The organism is Streptomyces sp. NPDC050704 (genome assembly GCF_040654355.1).
GTDB lineage: Bacteria > Actinomycetota > Actinomycetes > Streptomycetales > Streptomycetaceae > Streptomyces.
In genome coordinates this window covers 15,025-29,790 of sequence record NZ_JBFAHW010000127.1, presented here as the reverse complement: position 1 = coordinate 29,790, position 14,766 = coordinate 15,025, and the positions used below count along the sequence as shown (strand labels likewise).

Here is a 14,766-nt window from a genome sequence, read left to right as displayed (position 1 = left end):
CGGGGGTCTGGGGGCGGCAGCCCCCAGGGGACGGGACGGGTAGGGGCGGCGGGGGCGATGAAGGCCCTACGACGCGAACAACCGCACAGCCCAAGCAGCATGCACCTCCGCCCCGATCTCCAACATCGGCGCCGAAGCCGCAGGCAGCACATCGACCCCACCGTCGACGGCCGCCCGCGCCGCATCGACCGCCTGCCGCACAACAGAGTCCAACTCAGGCGCCAACCGGGCCAACACCCCGGTGGCATCGAACGGATCAAGACTCAGCAACCGCACAGTGGCACTCGCCGGCCCACTGACACTCTCGTACACAGAGCAGTACGCGGCATCCTCGGCCCCGAGCCCCGCGGCCCGCGCCGCAAGCCCGAGCACAACCGGCTGATGCGCCCCCTTGGGGAACTCCCGTGCCAGCGCGTCGAGTTCGGCGGACGGCCAGGTGGCCCGGGCGGCCCGCATCAACTGCCGCCCGAGCTTCCGCGCGGCAACCCGCAGAGCGGGCGACGGCGTACGGGCGTCCGCGGCACCGTCCAGCTCCACCGGATCAAGCCCGAGCACAGCGCCCGCGGCCAGCGAGGCGGCCACCAGCCCGGCCGTATGCAACCGCCCCCGGCAGAACGCCTCCAGACTCGCGGCTCCGGTGACCCGGCCGGCCTTGACCGCGGCCTCCGCCCCACCGGAGTGGGCATGCCCTCCGGCGGGGAACCGACCGTCGGCCAGAACGAGCAGCGCGGCACGGGACATCAGAAGAGGAAGTAACGCTGGGCCATGGGCAGTTCGGCGGCAGGCGTGGCCTCGACGAGCTCCCCGTCGATGGTGACGGCGAAGCTGTCGGGATCGACCCGCACCCGCGGCCGCGCGTCGTTCTCCCGCATGTCCGCCTTGGTCACCCCGCGCGTCGACTCGATCGGCACGAACCGCTTCCCGAGCCCGAGCCGCTCCGGCAGCCCGTCCTCGATCGCGATCGGCGCCACGAAGTTGAACGAATTGGCGGCCGGGGCCCGTCCGATCGCCCCGAACATCGGTCGGGGCAGGATCGGCTGCGGTGTGGGGATGGACGCGTTGGCGTCGCCCATCTGCGCGTAGGCGATCTGCCCGCCCTTGACGACGAGATGCGGCTTGACCCCGAAGAACGCGGGCTCCCACAGCACCAGGTCGGCCAGCTTCCCGGTTTCGACAGAACCGATCTCACGGGCGAGACCCTGCGCGAGGGCCGGGTTGATCGTGTACTTGGCGACATAGCGACGTACCCGGTGGTTGTCCGCGCGCCCGTCGCCGGGCAGCGCGCCACGACGCCGCTTCATGACGTGCGCGGTCTGCCACGTCCGCATGATGACCTCGCCCACCCGCCCCATGGCCTGCGCGTCGGAGGAGATGATCGAGATCGCGCCGAGGTCGTGCAGGATGTCCTCGGCCCCGATCGTGGAGGGCCGGATGCGGGACTCGGCGAAGGCCAGGTCCTCGGGGACCGCCGCGTTGAGGTGGTGGCAGACCATCAGCATGTCGAGGTGTTCCTCGGCGGTGTTGACGGTGTAGGGCCGGGTCGGGTTGGTCGAACTGGGCAGCACGTGGCCCTCGGAGACCACGGTCATGATGTCCGGCGCGTGCCCGCCGCCCGCACCCTCCGTGTGGTACGCGTGGATCGTACGCCCCGCGATCGCGGCGAGCGTGTCGGCCACGAACCCTGCCTCGTTGAGCGTGTCCGTGTGGATGGCGATCTGCGCGCCGGTCCGGTCCGCGACGGTGAGCGCGGCGTCGATGACGGCTGGCGTGGAACCCCAGTCCTCGTGCAGCTTGAGCCCGAGCGCCCCGCCGCGCAGCTGCGACAGCATCGCCTCCTGGGAGACGGTGTTGCCCTTGCCGAGCAGCCCGAAGTTGAGGGGGTACTCCTCCATCGCCTCCAGCATCCTGGCCAGGTGCCAGGGGCCGGGGGTGACGGTCGTGGCCTTGGACCCCTCGGCGGGACCGGTGCCGCCGCCGACGAGCGTCGTAATCCCGGAGGCGAGCGCCTCGTCAGCGATCTGCGGACAGATCAGGTGCACATGGGCGTCGATGGCCCCCGCCGTCAGAATCCGCCCGTTGCCCGCGATGATCTCGGTCTCCGGACCGATCACCAGGTCCGGGTGCACCCCGTCCATGGTGTCCGGGTTGCCCGCCTTGCCGATGCCGGTGATCCGGCCGTCGCGGATGCCGACGTCGGCCTTGATGATCCCCCAGTGGTCGACGATGACCGCGCCCGTGATGACGGTGTCGGGAGTGCCGTCTGCGCGCGTAGCACGCGACTGGCCCATGGACTCGCGGATGACCTTGCCGCCGCCGAACACGGCTTCGTCACCGGCGCGTCCGGGGCCGCCGGAACGATCCTCCTCGATCTCGATCAGCAGATCGGTGTCGGCGAGCCGGATCCGGTCGCCGGTGGTGGGGCCGAACAGATCGGCGTACGCGGCACGCGAGATCTCAGGCATCGAGGGCACCTCCGGTCTCGCCGCGCAGGCCGGGCACCACACGGGCGCCGGTGAGCGGAACGAGTTCGACGTCGACGGGGATCCCGGGCTCGAAACGCACGGCGGTGCCGGCGGAGACGTTGAGGCGCTTGCCGCGCGCTGCGGCGCGGTCGAAGTCCAGACCGGGGTTGGCCTCGGCGAAGTGGTAGTGGGAGCCGACCTGGACGGGCCGGTCGGCGGCGTTGAGGACGGTGAGCCTGGTGACCTCAAGGCCTTCGTTGAAGGCGACGGGTCCGTCGGCGAAGAGGATCTCTCCGGGAATCATGGCTGCCGCTCCCCCGTCAGACGATCGGGTCGTGGACGGTGACGAGCTTGGTGCCGTCCGGGAAGGTGGCCTCCACCTGGACGTCGTGGATCATCTCGGGGATGCCTTCCATGACGTCCTCGCGGGTGAGGATCTTGCGCCCGGAGTTCATGAGTTCGGCCACGGTGCGGCCGTCCCTGGCTCCTTCGAGAATGTGCGAGGTGATCAGAGCGACGGCCTCGGGGTGGTTCAGTTTCAGTCCCCGGGCCCGGCGCTTCTCGGCCACATCGGCGGCCACATGGATGAGCAGCCTCTCCTGCTCGTGCGGCGTCAGTTGCACGGCGTCCACCTCACAGTCCTCGCTCCGGACCGTGCGGGGTCCGGCTGCCGCAGCCACCACAACGGGTCCGATCGCAGTGCGCGGCTCACGCGTGCGTGACTCATGCGGTGTGCGACTGCGGTACACGGCCGGAAAACGCGACTCTGCGCATCCCCGCCGCGAAAACCCCTGGTGACGTGGTGGTGCAGGTTAGTTGCGCGGGATTTCAGGGACGTTAACCGCCACGCGGGGATCTCGGCGGATCACCGTGCCGGCCCCGCGCTCGCCGACGGCCCTGAGCGCGGCGGCTCCACGCTCATCAGCGCCCGTAGACCGTCCTGAATCACCTCGACGGGCGCCGAACCGAAGAGTGCCTGCTGGGCGGCGAAGCCCTGGGCGGTAGCGATCATGGTTCTGGCGACATGGTCGGCGGGGATGTCCGCCCGCATCATCCCGGCCTCCTGGTAGCCCTCGACGATCTTCGTCCAGGTGGCCCGCACCTTGGCGAAGCCATCGCGCATCACCGCCGCCAGTTCCTCGTTACGCATCGTCTCCGTCCAGACCTGGACCATCAGCCGAGGGAAGTTGCCCTCTCCTTCCCAGGTCAGAACCCCCTTCTTGGGACCGCCACTCCCCATGCCGAGGACCTCGTCCATGGCCCAGCCCACGAGGACGTCGGGCGGCGGAGGCGGGGTCTGCCTGGCCGCCTCCTCGAAGGCGTTGCGGATACCCGTGAGGACCTCGTTGACGATGGCGGCGATCAGTTCGTCCTTGCCGCCGAAGTAGCGGTAGACGGCTCCCGCCGAGAGGTCCACCTCTTTCAGCACGTCCTGCATCGACGTGGCGTGGAAGCCGTTACGGGAGAAGCAGCGGGCCGCGCCGTCGAGGATCTGGCGGCGCCGGGCGTCGAGGTGTTCCTGGGATACGCGGGCCATGTAAGCAAACTAAAACGAACATTCCTTCTTGACAAGGTCGCGCACCGGCGGGACAGTGACGCCAGAACCTAAAACGAACGATCCTTCTTTTTGTCCGACGGCTCCTCCGGACCGGTCCCCGCCCCTCCCACCGGGACGGACGGCCCCCACCGAGGACCGTCGAGGGCCCTCGCGCCCGCCACATCCGAATCGAGGAACGCCATGTCCGTCCCCTCCGCTACGCGCACCGACACAGCACCGCCTCCCCCGTCGCCGCCCTCGCACGGCCGCCGTATCGCGGTCACCGTCGTACTGACCCCCCTCCTGGCGGCCTTCGCCCTGTGGGCCTTCGCCTGGCCCGCGGCCCGGACCGCACCGCAGGAGCTGCCCCTGGGCGTGGCGGGTCCGGCGACCGCGACCGCACCGGTGCAGAAGCAGCTCGAAGAACGCGAGGGAGCCTTCGAGATCCACCGTTACGCCGACGAGAGCGCCGCCCGGGACGCCATCGAGGACCGGACCGTATACGGCGCGATCGTCGTCACCGAGCGGGGCCCGAAGCTGCTGACCGCCTCGGCCGCGAGCCCGGTGGTGGCCCAGACGCTTCAGCAGGCGGTGGCTCAGCAGAGCGGCGGCGCGCAGGTACCGACGGTCGACGTCGTGCCGGCCTCCGCGGACGACCCGCGCGGCGCGGCCCTCACGTCGAGCGTGCTGCCGCTGGCACTGGCCGGTATCGCCGCGGGAGCCGTGGTGACCCTGCTGGGGCTGCGCGGCTGGCGCGCGGCCGGCGCGTTGACCGGCGCGGCCGTCCTGGTCGGCGTGGCGGCCGCCACCATCGCCGACAGCTGGCTGGGGGTGTTCACCGGGAACTGGTGGGCCGAGGCTGCCGCCCTCGGCCTGTCCACGGTGGCGGTGAGCGGCGCCGTCGCGGGCCTCGCGGCCCTGCTCGGCCGGCGGGGCATCGGTGTCGGCGCGTTCATCGTGATGCTGCTCGGCAACCCGTTCTCCGGTGCGGGCTCGGCGCCCGAGATGCTGCCGGAGCCGGTCGGCACGATCGGCCAGTGGCTGCCGCCGGGCGCGGGCGCCTCGCTGATGCGCTCGGTCTCGTTCTTCGACGGGGCCGCCGCCTTCGGCCCCGCGCTCACCCTCGCCTGGTGGGCCGCGCTCGGCCTGGGAGCCGTCCTGCTGGGCAGCACGCTGCAGCGACGCAAGGCCCCGGCCCAGCCGGCCGCGCACCGTGAGCCCGCCCTGGTGGGCTGACCGACGCCGACCCCTCGATCCCCTCGATCGACCGTCCGTCCGCCCGGACCGACCGCGTGCCCCCGCTGTAGCGGACGGGGGTGCGCGGTCTCTTTTCTGCCTGGCTGACACACCACTGGGCTGACACACCGCTCGGCTGACGCACCGCGCGCCAGGCCGCCGTATCGCGCAAGGCGACCAGCCGCCCGGTTCGGCCCCGCCCGCCTGTCTGCTTGCCTGCCCCAAAGACATGCCCACGCGCCAGAAGCCCCGCGCCGCCCGCCCGCTCGGCCATCGGCCCGGCCACGGGCGACGTACCGCGCCCACGCACCGGTACCACCCCGCCGTACGCCCCAAGGCCCCGACCACTCCGACACGTTGGGCCCTCGGGGCCTACGACGCGTTCGGCCCCCGGTGCTCCGCCGCGATACCGAACCGCTGTCGTTCGCGGGGAGCGGACGCGACCTCGCGGACGCTGGAGACGGCGCTGATCACCTGCTCCTCCGCCGCGGCGTCGAGTTCGTCGAGTCGTTCCAGGTCAGTGGCGGAGACCAGGGCGACAAGGGGCTTCCCGTGCCGCGTCACGACGACGCGCTCGTTGCCGTACACCACCCGGTTGATCAGGTCGGCGAGCTCAGCCCTGGCTTGCGTCACCGGAATCTCGTAGGCCATGCTCCCCATCATAACGTCATGTACGTCCTGTACATTTTTTACAGGACCTCTCCCGGAGGAGGCGTGTGTCATGACCCGACCGTCCGCCCGCTACGTGCTGCCCGAGTTCACCGAACGCACAAGCTCGGGAACCCGGACCATGGACCCGTACTCGAAGCTCCTCGAAGAGCGGATCGTGTTCCTCGGGACGCCGATCGACGACACTTCGGCGAATGACGTGATGGCGCAGTTCATGCATCTCGAGTACCAGTCCCCGGACCGGGACATCTCGCTCTACATCAACTCCCCCGGCGGCTCGTTCAGCGCGATGACGGCCGTCTACGACACGATGCAGTTCGTCACCTGCGAGATCGAGACCATCTGCCTGGGGCAGGCGGGGTCGGCCGCGGCCGTGCTGCTGGCGGCGGGCACGCCCGGCAAGCGGTACGCGCTGCCGGGTGCCCGCGTACTGATCCACCAGCCGTCGTTCGCCGAGCCGATCCAGGGACAGGCGTCCGACCTGGCCATCCAGGCCGACGAACTGATGCGGACCCGGGCCCAGTTGGAGGAGATGCTCGCCCGGCACACAGGCCAGAGCCGGGAGCGGATCGGCGCGGACATCGAGCGGGACAAGATCCTGGAGGCGCCGGCGGCGCTGGAGTACGGCCTTGTCGACCAGATCATCCCGAGCCGCAAGGCCACCCGCGGCGCATCCGGCGCGAGGTGAACGCCCGGTGCTCCCACCCGAGTTGCCCCCGCTGCCGGCCCTGACCCGCGCGGAGGCCGAACTGATCGACCGTTACCTGGAGGTGGTCGACCTCCTCGGCCGGATCAACCCGGCCCGCGCCCACCACACCTACAGCGGACTGCGCGCGGCCCAGGCGCTGGTCGACAAGGCCGGCGCGCTGCGCGACGCGCTGACCCTGATGCACCAGCGGGGCGAGCACGAGGTGCACGCGCCGACCCTGGCCCGGGCGCTGCGCGTCCTCGACGGCGAGCGCCGGGCGGGCCGGGTCGCCCTGCCGCCCGACTCCGACACCTGACGCACCCGCACCGGCCCGGCGTCACGCAGGCATCTGACGAGGCGTCCGGGCGCGGCGCGAAACGGACCAGATGGTGTACCCCCGAACGGCGTAGTCGCAGCTGCCTCCGAAGGCCCGCGAGAGTTGCGCAACGCGCCTACCCACCGGACGGAATAAGGCGTTCCGGTGCTGGTACGAACGTCCTTGACCCTGTCGACACCCTCCCGAACAGAGAGCTGTCCACCCGAACGGGTGAGTGGTGAGTAACCCCACAAATCACCGAATCCGCTCGGTTTTTCCGACATCAGTGCGTCAAGATCCCTTCCGACGACAAGCCCCCGCCACAAGCGGCGGGGCGGTCCGGGCGGACGCCGAGTCCTGCCGCTGCCCGGATGCCCGGTCGACAGAAGTGCATCGGCAGGAGTGGAGGACCCAAGCACGACGGGCCGCCGGAGAGATCCGAGTGGCCCTTGGGGTGAAGCCGCAGCCGCGGCCGGGCAACTTCGCCAGCCCGAATCCGACAGGTCATCCTTCACAGGCGGCTGACGAAGGGTTGCGCATGACTGCGCTCAATCGTGTCCCGTCGCTGTTCACCAGGGCCGGTACCGCATCGGCTCTCACCATCGCCGCCGTCGGCGGCGGCCTCGTGGCCCCAGGCTTCGCGACGAACGCCGAAGCGGCCACTCCCGCGACGAAGGCGCTTCAGGTGGCGGCCTCCAAGAAGGGCTCCCCGTACAAGTACGGAGCCGCAGGGCCCAAGCGCTTCGACTGCTCCGGCCTCACGCTCTACTCGTACAAGAAGGCCGGCAAGTCACTGCCCCGCACGGCCGCGGCGCAATACAACAAGACGAACCATGTCTCCGCTTCGAAGCGGAAGCAGGGAGACCTGGTGTTCTTCCACTCGGGCCGGAACGTGTACCACGTCGGCATCTACGCCGGGAAGGGACGGATCTGGCACTCCCCGAAGACCGGGGAAGTGGTGAAGCTGCAGAAGATCTGGACGAAGAGCGTCTGGTACGGCCGGGTGAGGTGACCCGACCGAGTGGGTGGCGGCGATCACCGCCGCCACCCGCTCAGAGCGTGGTTCGCGTGATTCGCGTGGCCGATTGGTTACCCATTCACCTATGGCCGACCAACGTCCGCACCACAAGGAGCGCAACGAGACGCCGCTCGAACGCGCAGACCGCAACTTCGGCGAACTCCTCCAGGAACTGCGCGTCACGCAGACCGGCGTACAGATCCTCTTCGCCTTCCTGCTGACCCTCGCGTTCACCCCGCGCTTCCCGTCCCTCGACACGATGCAACGCGCCACGTACGTCACCACGCTGCTGCTCGGGGTCATCGCCGCCGCACTCTTCACCGCCCCGGCCGCCCTGCACCGCCGGTTGTTCCAGCAGGGCGCCAAGCCCCAGGTCGTACACGTCTCGTCGCGACTGGCCCAGGCCGGGATGGTCGTCCTCGCACTCGCCCTCACCGGGTCGGTCCTCCTGGTGGTGGACGTGGCGGTGGGCCGGGCCGGAGGCATCGCGGCCGGCGCGAGCACGCTGCTGGTGTGCGTCGGCCTGTGGGGGCTCGTGCCGATACTGGTGCGACGCTCGATCGACAGGGACCGGGACGACGAATAGCTCAGCCGAGCAGCGGTTCTAGGACGAGCCCGAGCCCGAGCACCGTGAGGGCCGTACCGGTGACGGCCTCGATGGCGCGTGCCGTACGCGGCCTGCGCAGCCACGGCCCGAGCCGGTCCACGAGCAGCGCGACCGCCTGGAACCAGACGAGGGCGAGTGCCATCACGATCAGCGCGAGCAGCAGCGTCCGCGGCATCGCCGGGCTCCCGTCGGGCACGAACTGCGGCAGCAGGCTCAGGAAGGTGATCGTCACCTTCGGATTGAGGGCGTTGGTGACGAACCCCTGGCGCAGCGCCCGGCTCCCCGACACCGCGGGCATGCCGTCGGCCTCCGCCGTACGCGGCCCGCGTACGACCTGCAATGTCCGTACGCCCAGGTAGAGCACATAGGCCCCGCCGAGCATCTGGAGCGCCCGGAAGAGCGCGGGCGCGGCGGCCAGCACCGCCGCCACTCCGGCGACGGCCAGCGTCGCATGGACGACGAGCGCTCCCACGATCCCGAGCCCGCACGCGATCCCGGCCCGGCGGGAGACCAGGGCGTTGCGTACGACGACGGTGAAGTCGGCGCCCGGCATGGCGACCATGCCGGCGGCGACCCCGGTGAAGGCGATGAGCTGTGCGTCCATGGGCACCAGCGTGCCCGCTCGAAGCCTTCAGCAGGTATGTCGAATATCCTGGGTCTGACTTAAGCAACTCTTTAGTCTGGGAGTTTCGTTTGTACGATCCCACGCGGCTCGCGGCACTGGTGGCGGTCGCCGAGGCGGGCTCGATCACCCGGGCCGCCGAGCGTCTCGGGTACACCACGCCCGCGCTGTCCCAGCAGCTCGCCAAGCTGGAGCGGGAGGCGGGCACGGCACTGCTCGTACGTCATCACCGCGGGACCCGGCTGACGGGTGCGGGCGAGCTGCTCGTGGCGCGGGCGCGCCGGGTGCTGGACGAACTGGAGCGGGCCCGGCACGAGCTGGCGGGCCTGGCGGGTCTGTCCGGCGGGACTCTGCGGGTCGGCACCTTCCAGACGGCCGGGATCCATCTGCTGCCGCCGGTGCTCAGTGCGTTCCGCCGTGCTCATCCCGGCGTGCGGCTGACCGTCGCGAACTACGACCCGCCGGACGGCGTCGCGGCGGTGGCCGCCGGGGAGGTGGACCTGGCGCTGACGCACACCTATGAGCCCGCGGAGCCGGTGCGACTGCCCGCGACGGTGTCCGCGGAGCCGGTGCTGGTCGAGGAGCTGGTTCTGGTGACCGCTCCCGGGCACGTCCTCACGAGTGGCTCGTCAAGGCTGCCGCTGACCGAGCTGGCCGGCCAGCCGCTGATCAGCATGGCGCCGGACCATCCGGTCCGGCAGTCCGTGGAGGCCGTCCTGGCCCGGACCGGAGCCGCCCCGTCGGTCGTCGTCACGACGCCCGGGTACGCCCTGGTGTGCGCCCTGGCGAGCGCGGGCCTCGGGATCGCGGTGGTGCCGGAGATGGTGGCCAGGACCTCGATCACCCCGGTCGGCACGCGCCTGCTGGAGCCGGGCGACCTGCGCCGTACGATCTCGGTCGTCCACCGGACCGACGAGGTGGCACCCGCGGCCGATGCCTTCCGGGCCCTGCTGCGCGGCGTCTTCGGACGCGCCGCGCAGCACAACTGACCGTTCGGGCACGGCTCTCAGTCGGCTGTCACCGGCTGGACCGGCGCCGTCCAGGGCAGCATGATCGACACCGTCTTGCCGCCCTCCCTGGTGGGCCGGACCGTCAACTTGCCGCCGCGCTCGACGGTCAGCCAGCGGACGATCACCATGCCGCGGCCGTTGTCCTGCTGGACGGCCGCGGGCAGACGTTTCGGGAAGCGCGGATGGCTGTCCGTCACACCGATGCGCAGCTGCTCGTCACGGTCGAGTTCGATGTCCACCGTGAAGGTGGGTGACTGCCCGAACGTGTGCTGCACGGCGTTGGTGGCCAGTTCGGAGACGATCAGCCGAATGGTGTCGGCGACTTCCGAGTCGACCGGAAGTCCCCATTCGGCAAGGACGTCGGTGACGTAGGTTCGGGCGGCGGAGACCGAGGCGGGATCGCTCGGCAGAGTGACGGATGCTTCCTGGTGATCTGCCATGGCGACGTCGTCCCTTTCCCACGGGACCGGGACCCGACACGAAGCGGATGATTCGAGTACGGTCCCGGACTGGTGCTTGCGCCAGAGTGCCACTACCTCGCCGTTCACGGTGCCGATCCACCGAGATATGCATATATCTGTCGCTCGAAGCGGTGAACTCTACGACGGTCGACCGTATTTGGGTGGGGGCCCGGTTCGTCCTCTACGGTCGGCGTGACGCCGGACGATATAGCGCTGGCGCGACGGTCGGAAGGAGACGGCCATGCAGTATGGTCCCGCGGTGCGTCGCCGGAGACTCGGCGCCGAACTGCGCGCCCTGCGTGCCCGTGCGGGGCTCACGAGCGGCCAGGCAGCCCGGCTCGTGGGCTGGCACCAGTCCAAGGTGAGCCGGATCGAGACCGGCCGCAGCGGGGTCAAGCCGGCCGACGTACGGCTGCTGCTGGACGCGTACGACGTCCGGGAGCCGGAGCTGCACGAGTTGCTCGTGGTGCTGGCGAGCTCCGACGACGACGGCCGGCACCACTGGTGGCACGCGTACCGGGGCCTGCTGCCGCCCGCGTACCGCGACTTCATCAGCCTGGAGTCGCAGGCCAGCACGATGCGCACGCTGGAGAACTCCGTGGTGCCGGGGTTGCTGCAGACGCCGGAGTACGCCCGCGAGGTGACGCGGGCCGTGGTGGACGGGGCGCCCGCCGGCAAGGTCGACGCGCTGGTGGAGGTGCGTCTCGCCCGCCAGGACGTGCTGCGTTCGAATCCGCCGCTCCGGCTGAACGCCGTCCTGGACGAGGCGGTGCTGCGGCGGTCGGTCGGTGGACCGGAGGTGATGGCGGGGCAGTTGAGGCATCTCCGGGAGGCCGCGCAACGGCCTCACGTGCGGATTCAGGTACTGCCTTTCGGCACCGGGGCTCACATCGGACTCGCTGGCCCTTTCGTTATCTTCTCTTTTCCGAACACATCTGATCTGGATGTGGTTGTTCTCGACCACTTGACGAGTAGCCTCTATCTCGAACGGAAAGAAGACCTCCAGGCCTACAGCGAGGCCTTCAACTCCCTTCAGATCCACGCCCTTTCGCCCGAGGACACGTTGGATTTCATCGCCGGTGTAGCTGACGGCGCATAAGGAGGCACCATGACCGCCCTGCCTCAGTACGTACCTTCAAGCACCCGACTGCACGGTGTGCGGTGGCAGCGCAGCAGCCGCAGCACGGGAATGAACAACTGCGTCGAGACCGCTCGTCCTGGCTCCGGTCCGTGGGCCGGTCTTCTCGCGGTGCGCGACTCGAAGAACACGTCGGGACCCGCACTGCTCTTCGCCCCCGCAGCCTGGGAGGGCTTTATCGCCGCGCTTCACTGATCACCTGTACGGCACGGTCGAGCTGCCCGTCGGTGAGGTCCGCGCGGGCGGTGAGACGCAGCCGTGAGATACCGTCCGGCACCGACGGGGGACGGAAGCAGCCGACGGCCAGTCCCGCCTCGCGGCAGTCCGCGGCCCAGCGCACGGCCTGCTCGGGAGAGGGTGCGCGCACGGAGACGACGGCCGCGTCCGGCCGTACGGCTTCCAGACCCTCGGCCGTCAGCCGCTCGTACAGTGCTGTCGCCACCGCACGCGCGCGTGCGGCCCGTTCCGGTTCGCGGCGCAGCAGCCGCAGCGCCGCGAGAGCCGCCCCCGCCGCGGCCGGGGCCAGACCGGTGTCGAAGATGAAGGTGCGGGCCGCGTTGACCAGGTGGTCGATGACCGGGGCCGGACCGAGGACAGCGCCGCCCTGGCTGCCGAACGACTTCGACAGCGTCACGGTGGTGACGACGTCGGGCGCGCCCGCGAGCCCGGCCGCCGAGGGTGCGCCCCGGCCGCCGTCGCCGAGTACGCCGAGGCCGTGTGCGTCGTCCACGACCAGGGCGGCGCCGGACTCCCGGCAGGCGGCGGCGAGTCCGGCGAGCGGGGCCGCGTCGCCGTCGACGGAGAACACCGTGTCCGAGACGACGACGGCAGGCCCGGGATGCGTGCCCAGCGCCTTGCGTACGGCGTCGGGATCGGCGTGTGCGACGACCTGGGTGGTCCCGCGTGCGAGACGGCAGCCGTCGATCAGCGAGGCGTGGTTGCCGGCGTCCGAGACGATCAGGGAGCCGTGCGGCGCGAGCGCGGTGACGGCGGCGAGGTTGGCCGCGTACCCCGAGGAGAAGACGAGCGCGGCCTCGAAGCCGCAGAACTCGGCCAGCTCACGTTCGAGCTCGGCGTGCAGCTCCGTGGAGCCGGTGACGAGCCGGGAGCCGGTGGCACCGCCGCCCCAGGCTCTCGCGGCCTCCGCCGCGGCCCGGGTGATCTCGGGGTGCCGGGCCAGGCCCAGATAGTCGTTGCTCGCGAGATCGAGGAGCGGGGAGTCGGCGGGCCGCGGGCGCAGGGTGCGCACGAGCCCGGCCCGGCGGCGCGCCCGCGCCTGCTCGTCGATCCACGCGAACGGCGATCCCGCCATGTGTCCTCCGGGCCATGAGATGAGGGTGCTCTGTGGGGGTCCGACACATGACTTCTGCCTGGGCTGCCCCACAGGCCTTTTGTAGGCAACTCACAGACCCTAGCCGGAGGGCCGTCCGCCCATGATGTGGCAATACCCACACGTCTCATAATCAAGCAAGGAGAAATACCAGGTCAGAGCCTGTATCACACTGTAGCTCGAAGATCGTTTCTCACGATCATCGTGAGCAGCACCCTCGCATCCCCGACCGACAGCATCGTCGACTCTGACGGGCCGTACCGTCTCCTCGTCGGCGGAGAATTGATCGACACGCAGAAGAGTGAGACCTCACAGCCAATGGGCCCGTGTTCCATCCTCTACTCGCGGTAGAGGAGATCGCGGTAGGGTGCCAGGTATGGCAGCAGACGAAACGAGCATCAAGGTGAGCACCGCCGTACGGGACCGTCTCGCGGTTCTCGCGGCCGAGCACAACACGACCATTCGCGGCGTCGTGGAGGAACTCGCACAGGAGACTCCGACCCAGGCCGAGTTCGAAGAACGCGCCGAGCAAGCCAGGGCCGAACTCGCGTCTGCTCTCGGGTCGACGCCCAGCGCGGAGGCCGAGGCGAAGGCCCGCGGGCTGCTGGAGCGGCTGGGCGCACGAGGTCCGCAGGCGGCCGCGTAGTGGGGGCGATCGCCGTCGTTCTCGATGACACGACCGCCACGGCCCTGTACGACCCGAAGGATGCCTTCAACGAGGCTGTCGCCGCGTTCTACGTCCAGGCGTCCGGCGGTCTCGGCACGCTGTACGCGCCGGTGCTGTCGCTGACTGCCGGCGACGTCGAGCGTCCTGGTCTGCTCAGCTACATCCGCAGCCGCAGGTTCGTTCACGTCGAGGCGTTCGACACCGACGCCGCGGTGACCGCCGCCGAGTTGCTGCGCGTCGGCCACTCCTGGGCGGCAGTCCACGCCATCCATGCGGCTCGGCCCTCTGCCGATTTCCCTTCCGGGCGCTTCTTGCTCACCCTGACGCCCGAGGTGTACGAGAGCGCTGGCGTCCAGGCGGTCCATCCCGATCAGTAACCGGATGGCGAGCGGCGTACGCCGGGTCTGCGGACTGGTGGTGGTCGGCGCAGCTTCAACGATGGGGGGCTGAACTCTGCACCAAGGCGGTGCGTCGAGGGCGGCTACAGGCGGACGCGGCGCAGCCGTACCGCGAACAGCACGTACAGGGCCGCTGCAGCCGGGGTGGTGATGGGGGCGAACACCGCGGCCGCAGTCGCGAGGGCGACACCCAGCGCCTGCCACCCGGCGGGACGGGCTGTGACCAGCAGCCCCCGCTCCGACGACGGGGCGGGCGGTGTACTGCACGGCTTGAGGATGTCTGTCATTCTGTCCTCCAACTCTCTGGTCGGCTCCGCGCACTGGCATGCAGGCCGACTGGTTTCGGTTGAAGGTGGCAGGAGTCCCGCAGGCCCGCAGGACTCCTGCCACCACGCGAATCCCCCGCTGGTGACGGGGACGCTCGAAGGACCGTAGTCGATCCCCCAGTCCACTCGCAGGCCGCTCACCTGGGGTTTTCCGGTGTCACAACCGATTCATTGCTTCCACTCCAGGTTCAAAATCGAGGAACGGAATCCGGATCGGAAGTCCGGGCGCTTCCGGGGGCGGGACGCCGTGCGCGCCGGCGTGTGTGCGAGCCGGTGACCAG

General features: G+C 70.3%; 20 protein-coding genes and 1 riboswitch. Of the genes, 10 read left to right on the top strand and 10 right to left on the bottom strand.

Annotated features, from left to right (window positions below):
* Positions 1 to 66 precede the first annotated feature (66 nt).
* From AB0I18_RS43605 to AB0I18_RS43585, 5 genes are all read right to left on the bottom strand, one after another.
* Positions 67 to 741: an urease accessory UreF family protein gene (locus AB0I18_RS43605; RefSeq protein WP_363111334.1), complete on the bottom strand. Its 675-nt coding sequence runs from the start codon at positions 739 to 741 to the stop codon at positions 67 to 69.
* Positions 741 to 2,462 carry an urease subunit alpha gene (locus AB0I18_RS43600; RefSeq protein ID WP_363111333.1) on the bottom strand — a complete coding sequence of 574 codons (1,722 nt, stop codon included), beginning with the start codon at positions 2,460 to 2,462 and terminating at the stop codon, positions 741 to 743. Before AB0I18_RS43600 ends, AB0I18_RS43605 begins: the two co-directional genes overlap by 1 nt.
* Positions 2,455 to 2,766: an urease subunit beta gene (locus tag AB0I18_RS43595; protein ID WP_151475444.1), complete on the bottom strand. Its 312-nt coding sequence runs from the start codon at positions 2,764 to 2,766 to the stop codon at positions 2,455 to 2,457. Before AB0I18_RS43595 ends, AB0I18_RS43600 begins: the two co-directional genes overlap by 8 nt.
* 16 nt (positions 2,767 to 2,782) lie before the next feature.
* The gene (locus AB0I18_RS43590) at positions 2,783 to 3,085 is read right to left on the bottom strand and encodes an urease subunit gamma (protein WP_033325080.1); all 303 of its coding nucleotides are present in this window, start codon (positions 3,083 to 3,085) and stop codon (positions 2,783 to 2,785) included.
* A gap of 242 nt (positions 3,086 to 3,327) precedes the next feature.
* Entirely contained in the window at positions 3,328 to 3,999 is a 672-nt protein-coding gene (locus AB0I18_RS43585; protein WP_363111332.1) for a TetR/AcrR family transcriptional regulator, read from the bottom strand.
* A gap of 201 nt (positions 4,000 to 4,200) precedes the next feature.
* Here AB0I18_RS43585 and AB0I18_RS43580 point away from each other — a divergent pair, with 201 nt between their 5' ends.
* Positions 4,201 to 5,235, top strand: a complete 1,035-nt coding sequence (locus tag AB0I18_RS43580; RefSeq protein ID WP_363111331.1) for an ABC transporter permease — start codon at positions 4,201 to 4,203, stop codon at positions 5,233 to 5,235.
* A 372-nt stretch (positions 5,236 to 5,607) separates the two neighbouring features.
* Here the strand turns inward: AB0I18_RS43580 and AB0I18_RS43575 are convergent, their stop codons facing one another.
* Positions 5,608 to 5,886 (bottom strand): type II toxin-antitoxin system Phd/YefM family antitoxin, encoded by a 279-nt coding sequence (locus AB0I18_RS43575; protein WP_363111330.1) that lies wholly within the window; start codon positions 5,884 to 5,886, stop codon positions 5,608 to 5,610.
* 70 nt (positions 5,887 to 5,956) lie between these two features.
* Between AB0I18_RS43575 and AB0I18_RS43570 the strand changes: the two genes are divergently transcribed.
* The 4 genes from AB0I18_RS43570 to AB0I18_RS43555 all read left to right on the top strand — a co-directional run bounded on the left by AB0I18_RS43570 (position 5,957) and on the right by AB0I18_RS43555 (position 8,512).
* Positions 5,957 to 6,592 (top strand): ATP-dependent Clp protease proteolytic subunit, encoded by a 636-nt coding sequence (locus AB0I18_RS43570; protein ID WP_363111329.1) that lies wholly within the window; start codon positions 5,957 to 5,959, stop codon positions 6,590 to 6,592.
* 7 nt (positions 6,593 to 6,599) lie between these two features.
* On the top strand, positions 6,600 to 6,908 hold the full coding sequence (locus AB0I18_RS43565) for a hypothetical protein (protein ID WP_363111328.1): 309 nt from the start codon (positions 6,600 to 6,602) through the stop codon (positions 6,906 to 6,908).
* A gap of 348 nt (positions 6,909 to 7,256) precedes the next feature.
* Positions 7,257 to 7,443: riboswitch (cyclic di-AMP (ydaO/yuaA leader) on the top strand.
* Between the two features lie 3 nt (positions 7,444 to 7,446).
* On the top strand, positions 7,447 to 7,920 hold the full coding sequence (locus AB0I18_RS43560) for a C40 family peptidase (protein WP_363111327.1): 474 nt from the start codon (positions 7,447 to 7,449) through the stop codon (positions 7,918 to 7,920).
* 91 nt (positions 7,921 to 8,011) lie between these two features.
* The gene (locus tag AB0I18_RS43555; protein ID WP_363111326.1) at positions 8,012 to 8,512 is read left to right on the top strand and encodes a DUF6328 family protein; all 501 of its coding nucleotides are present in this window, start codon (positions 8,012 to 8,014) and stop codon (positions 8,510 to 8,512) included.
* A gap of 1 nt (position 8,513) precedes the next feature.
* On the opposite strand, the gene AB0I18_RS43550 is transcribed toward AB0I18_RS43555, so the two are convergent.
* Positions 8,514 to 9,137, bottom strand: a complete 624-nt coding sequence (locus AB0I18_RS43550; protein WP_363111325.1) for a LysE family translocator — start codon at positions 9,135 to 9,137, stop codon at positions 8,514 to 8,516.
* Positions 9,138 to 9,226: 89 nt separating this feature from the next.
* Here AB0I18_RS43550 and AB0I18_RS43545 point away from each other — a divergent pair, with 89 nt between their 5' ends.
* Positions 9,227 to 10,144, top strand: a complete 918-nt coding sequence (locus AB0I18_RS43545) for a LysR family transcriptional regulator (RefSeq protein WP_363111324.1) — start codon at positions 9,227 to 9,229, stop codon at positions 10,142 to 10,144.
* A 17-nt stretch (positions 10,145 to 10,161) separates the two neighbouring features.
* On the opposite strand, the gene AB0I18_RS43540 is transcribed toward AB0I18_RS43545, so the two are convergent.
* A complete protein-coding gene (locus tag AB0I18_RS43540) occupies positions 10,162 to 10,605 on the bottom strand; it encodes an ATP-binding protein (RefSeq protein ID WP_363111323.1) in 444 nt (147 codons plus the stop codon).
* Positions 10,606 to 10,867: 262 nt separating this feature from the next.
* On the opposite strand from AB0I18_RS43540, the gene AB0I18_RS43535 reads away from it, so the two are divergent.
* Together AB0I18_RS43535 and AB0I18_RS43530 are read left to right on the top strand one after the other, a co-directional pair.
* On the top strand, positions 10,868 to 11,725 hold the full coding sequence (locus AB0I18_RS43535) for a helix-turn-helix transcriptional regulator (RefSeq protein WP_363111322.1): 858 nt from the start codon (positions 10,868 to 10,870) through the stop codon (positions 11,723 to 11,725).
* Positions 11,726 to 11,734: 9 nt separating this feature from the next.
* Positions 11,735 to 11,959 (top strand): DUF397 domain-containing protein, encoded by a 225-nt coding sequence (locus tag AB0I18_RS43530; RefSeq protein WP_363111321.1) that lies wholly within the window; start codon positions 11,735 to 11,737, stop codon positions 11,957 to 11,959.
* Here AB0I18_RS43530 and AB0I18_RS43525 read toward each other — a convergent pair.
* On the bottom strand, positions 11,940 to 13,076 hold the full coding sequence (locus tag AB0I18_RS43525; RefSeq protein ID WP_363111320.1) for an 8-amino-7-oxononanoate synthase: 1,137 nt from the start codon (positions 13,074 to 13,076) through the stop codon (positions 11,940 to 11,942). The genes AB0I18_RS43530 and AB0I18_RS43525 overlap by 20 nt on opposite strands.
* 394 nt (positions 13,077 to 13,470) lie before the next feature.
* Between AB0I18_RS43525 and AB0I18_RS43520 the strand changes: the two genes are divergently transcribed.
* The gene (locus AB0I18_RS43520; RefSeq protein WP_362791105.1) at positions 13,471 to 13,740 is read left to right on the top strand and encodes a hypothetical protein; all 270 of its coding nucleotides are present in this window, start codon (positions 13,471 to 13,473) and stop codon (positions 13,738 to 13,740) included.
* Positions 13,740 to 14,138: a hypothetical protein gene (locus AB0I18_RS43515; protein ID WP_363111319.1), complete on the top strand. Its 399-nt coding sequence runs from the start codon at positions 13,740 to 13,742 to the stop codon at positions 14,136 to 14,138. Before AB0I18_RS43520 ends, AB0I18_RS43515 begins: the two co-directional genes overlap by 1 nt.
* Positions 14,139 to 14,242: 104 nt before the next feature.
* Here the strand turns inward: AB0I18_RS43515 and AB0I18_RS43510 are convergent, their stop codons facing one another.
* Positions 14,243 to 14,446 carry a hypothetical protein gene (locus AB0I18_RS43510; RefSeq protein WP_363111318.1) on the bottom strand — a complete coding sequence of 68 codons (204 nt, stop codon included), beginning with the start codon at positions 14,444 to 14,446 and terminating at the stop codon, positions 14,243 to 14,245.
* Positions 14,447 to 14,766: the final 320 nt, after the last annotated feature.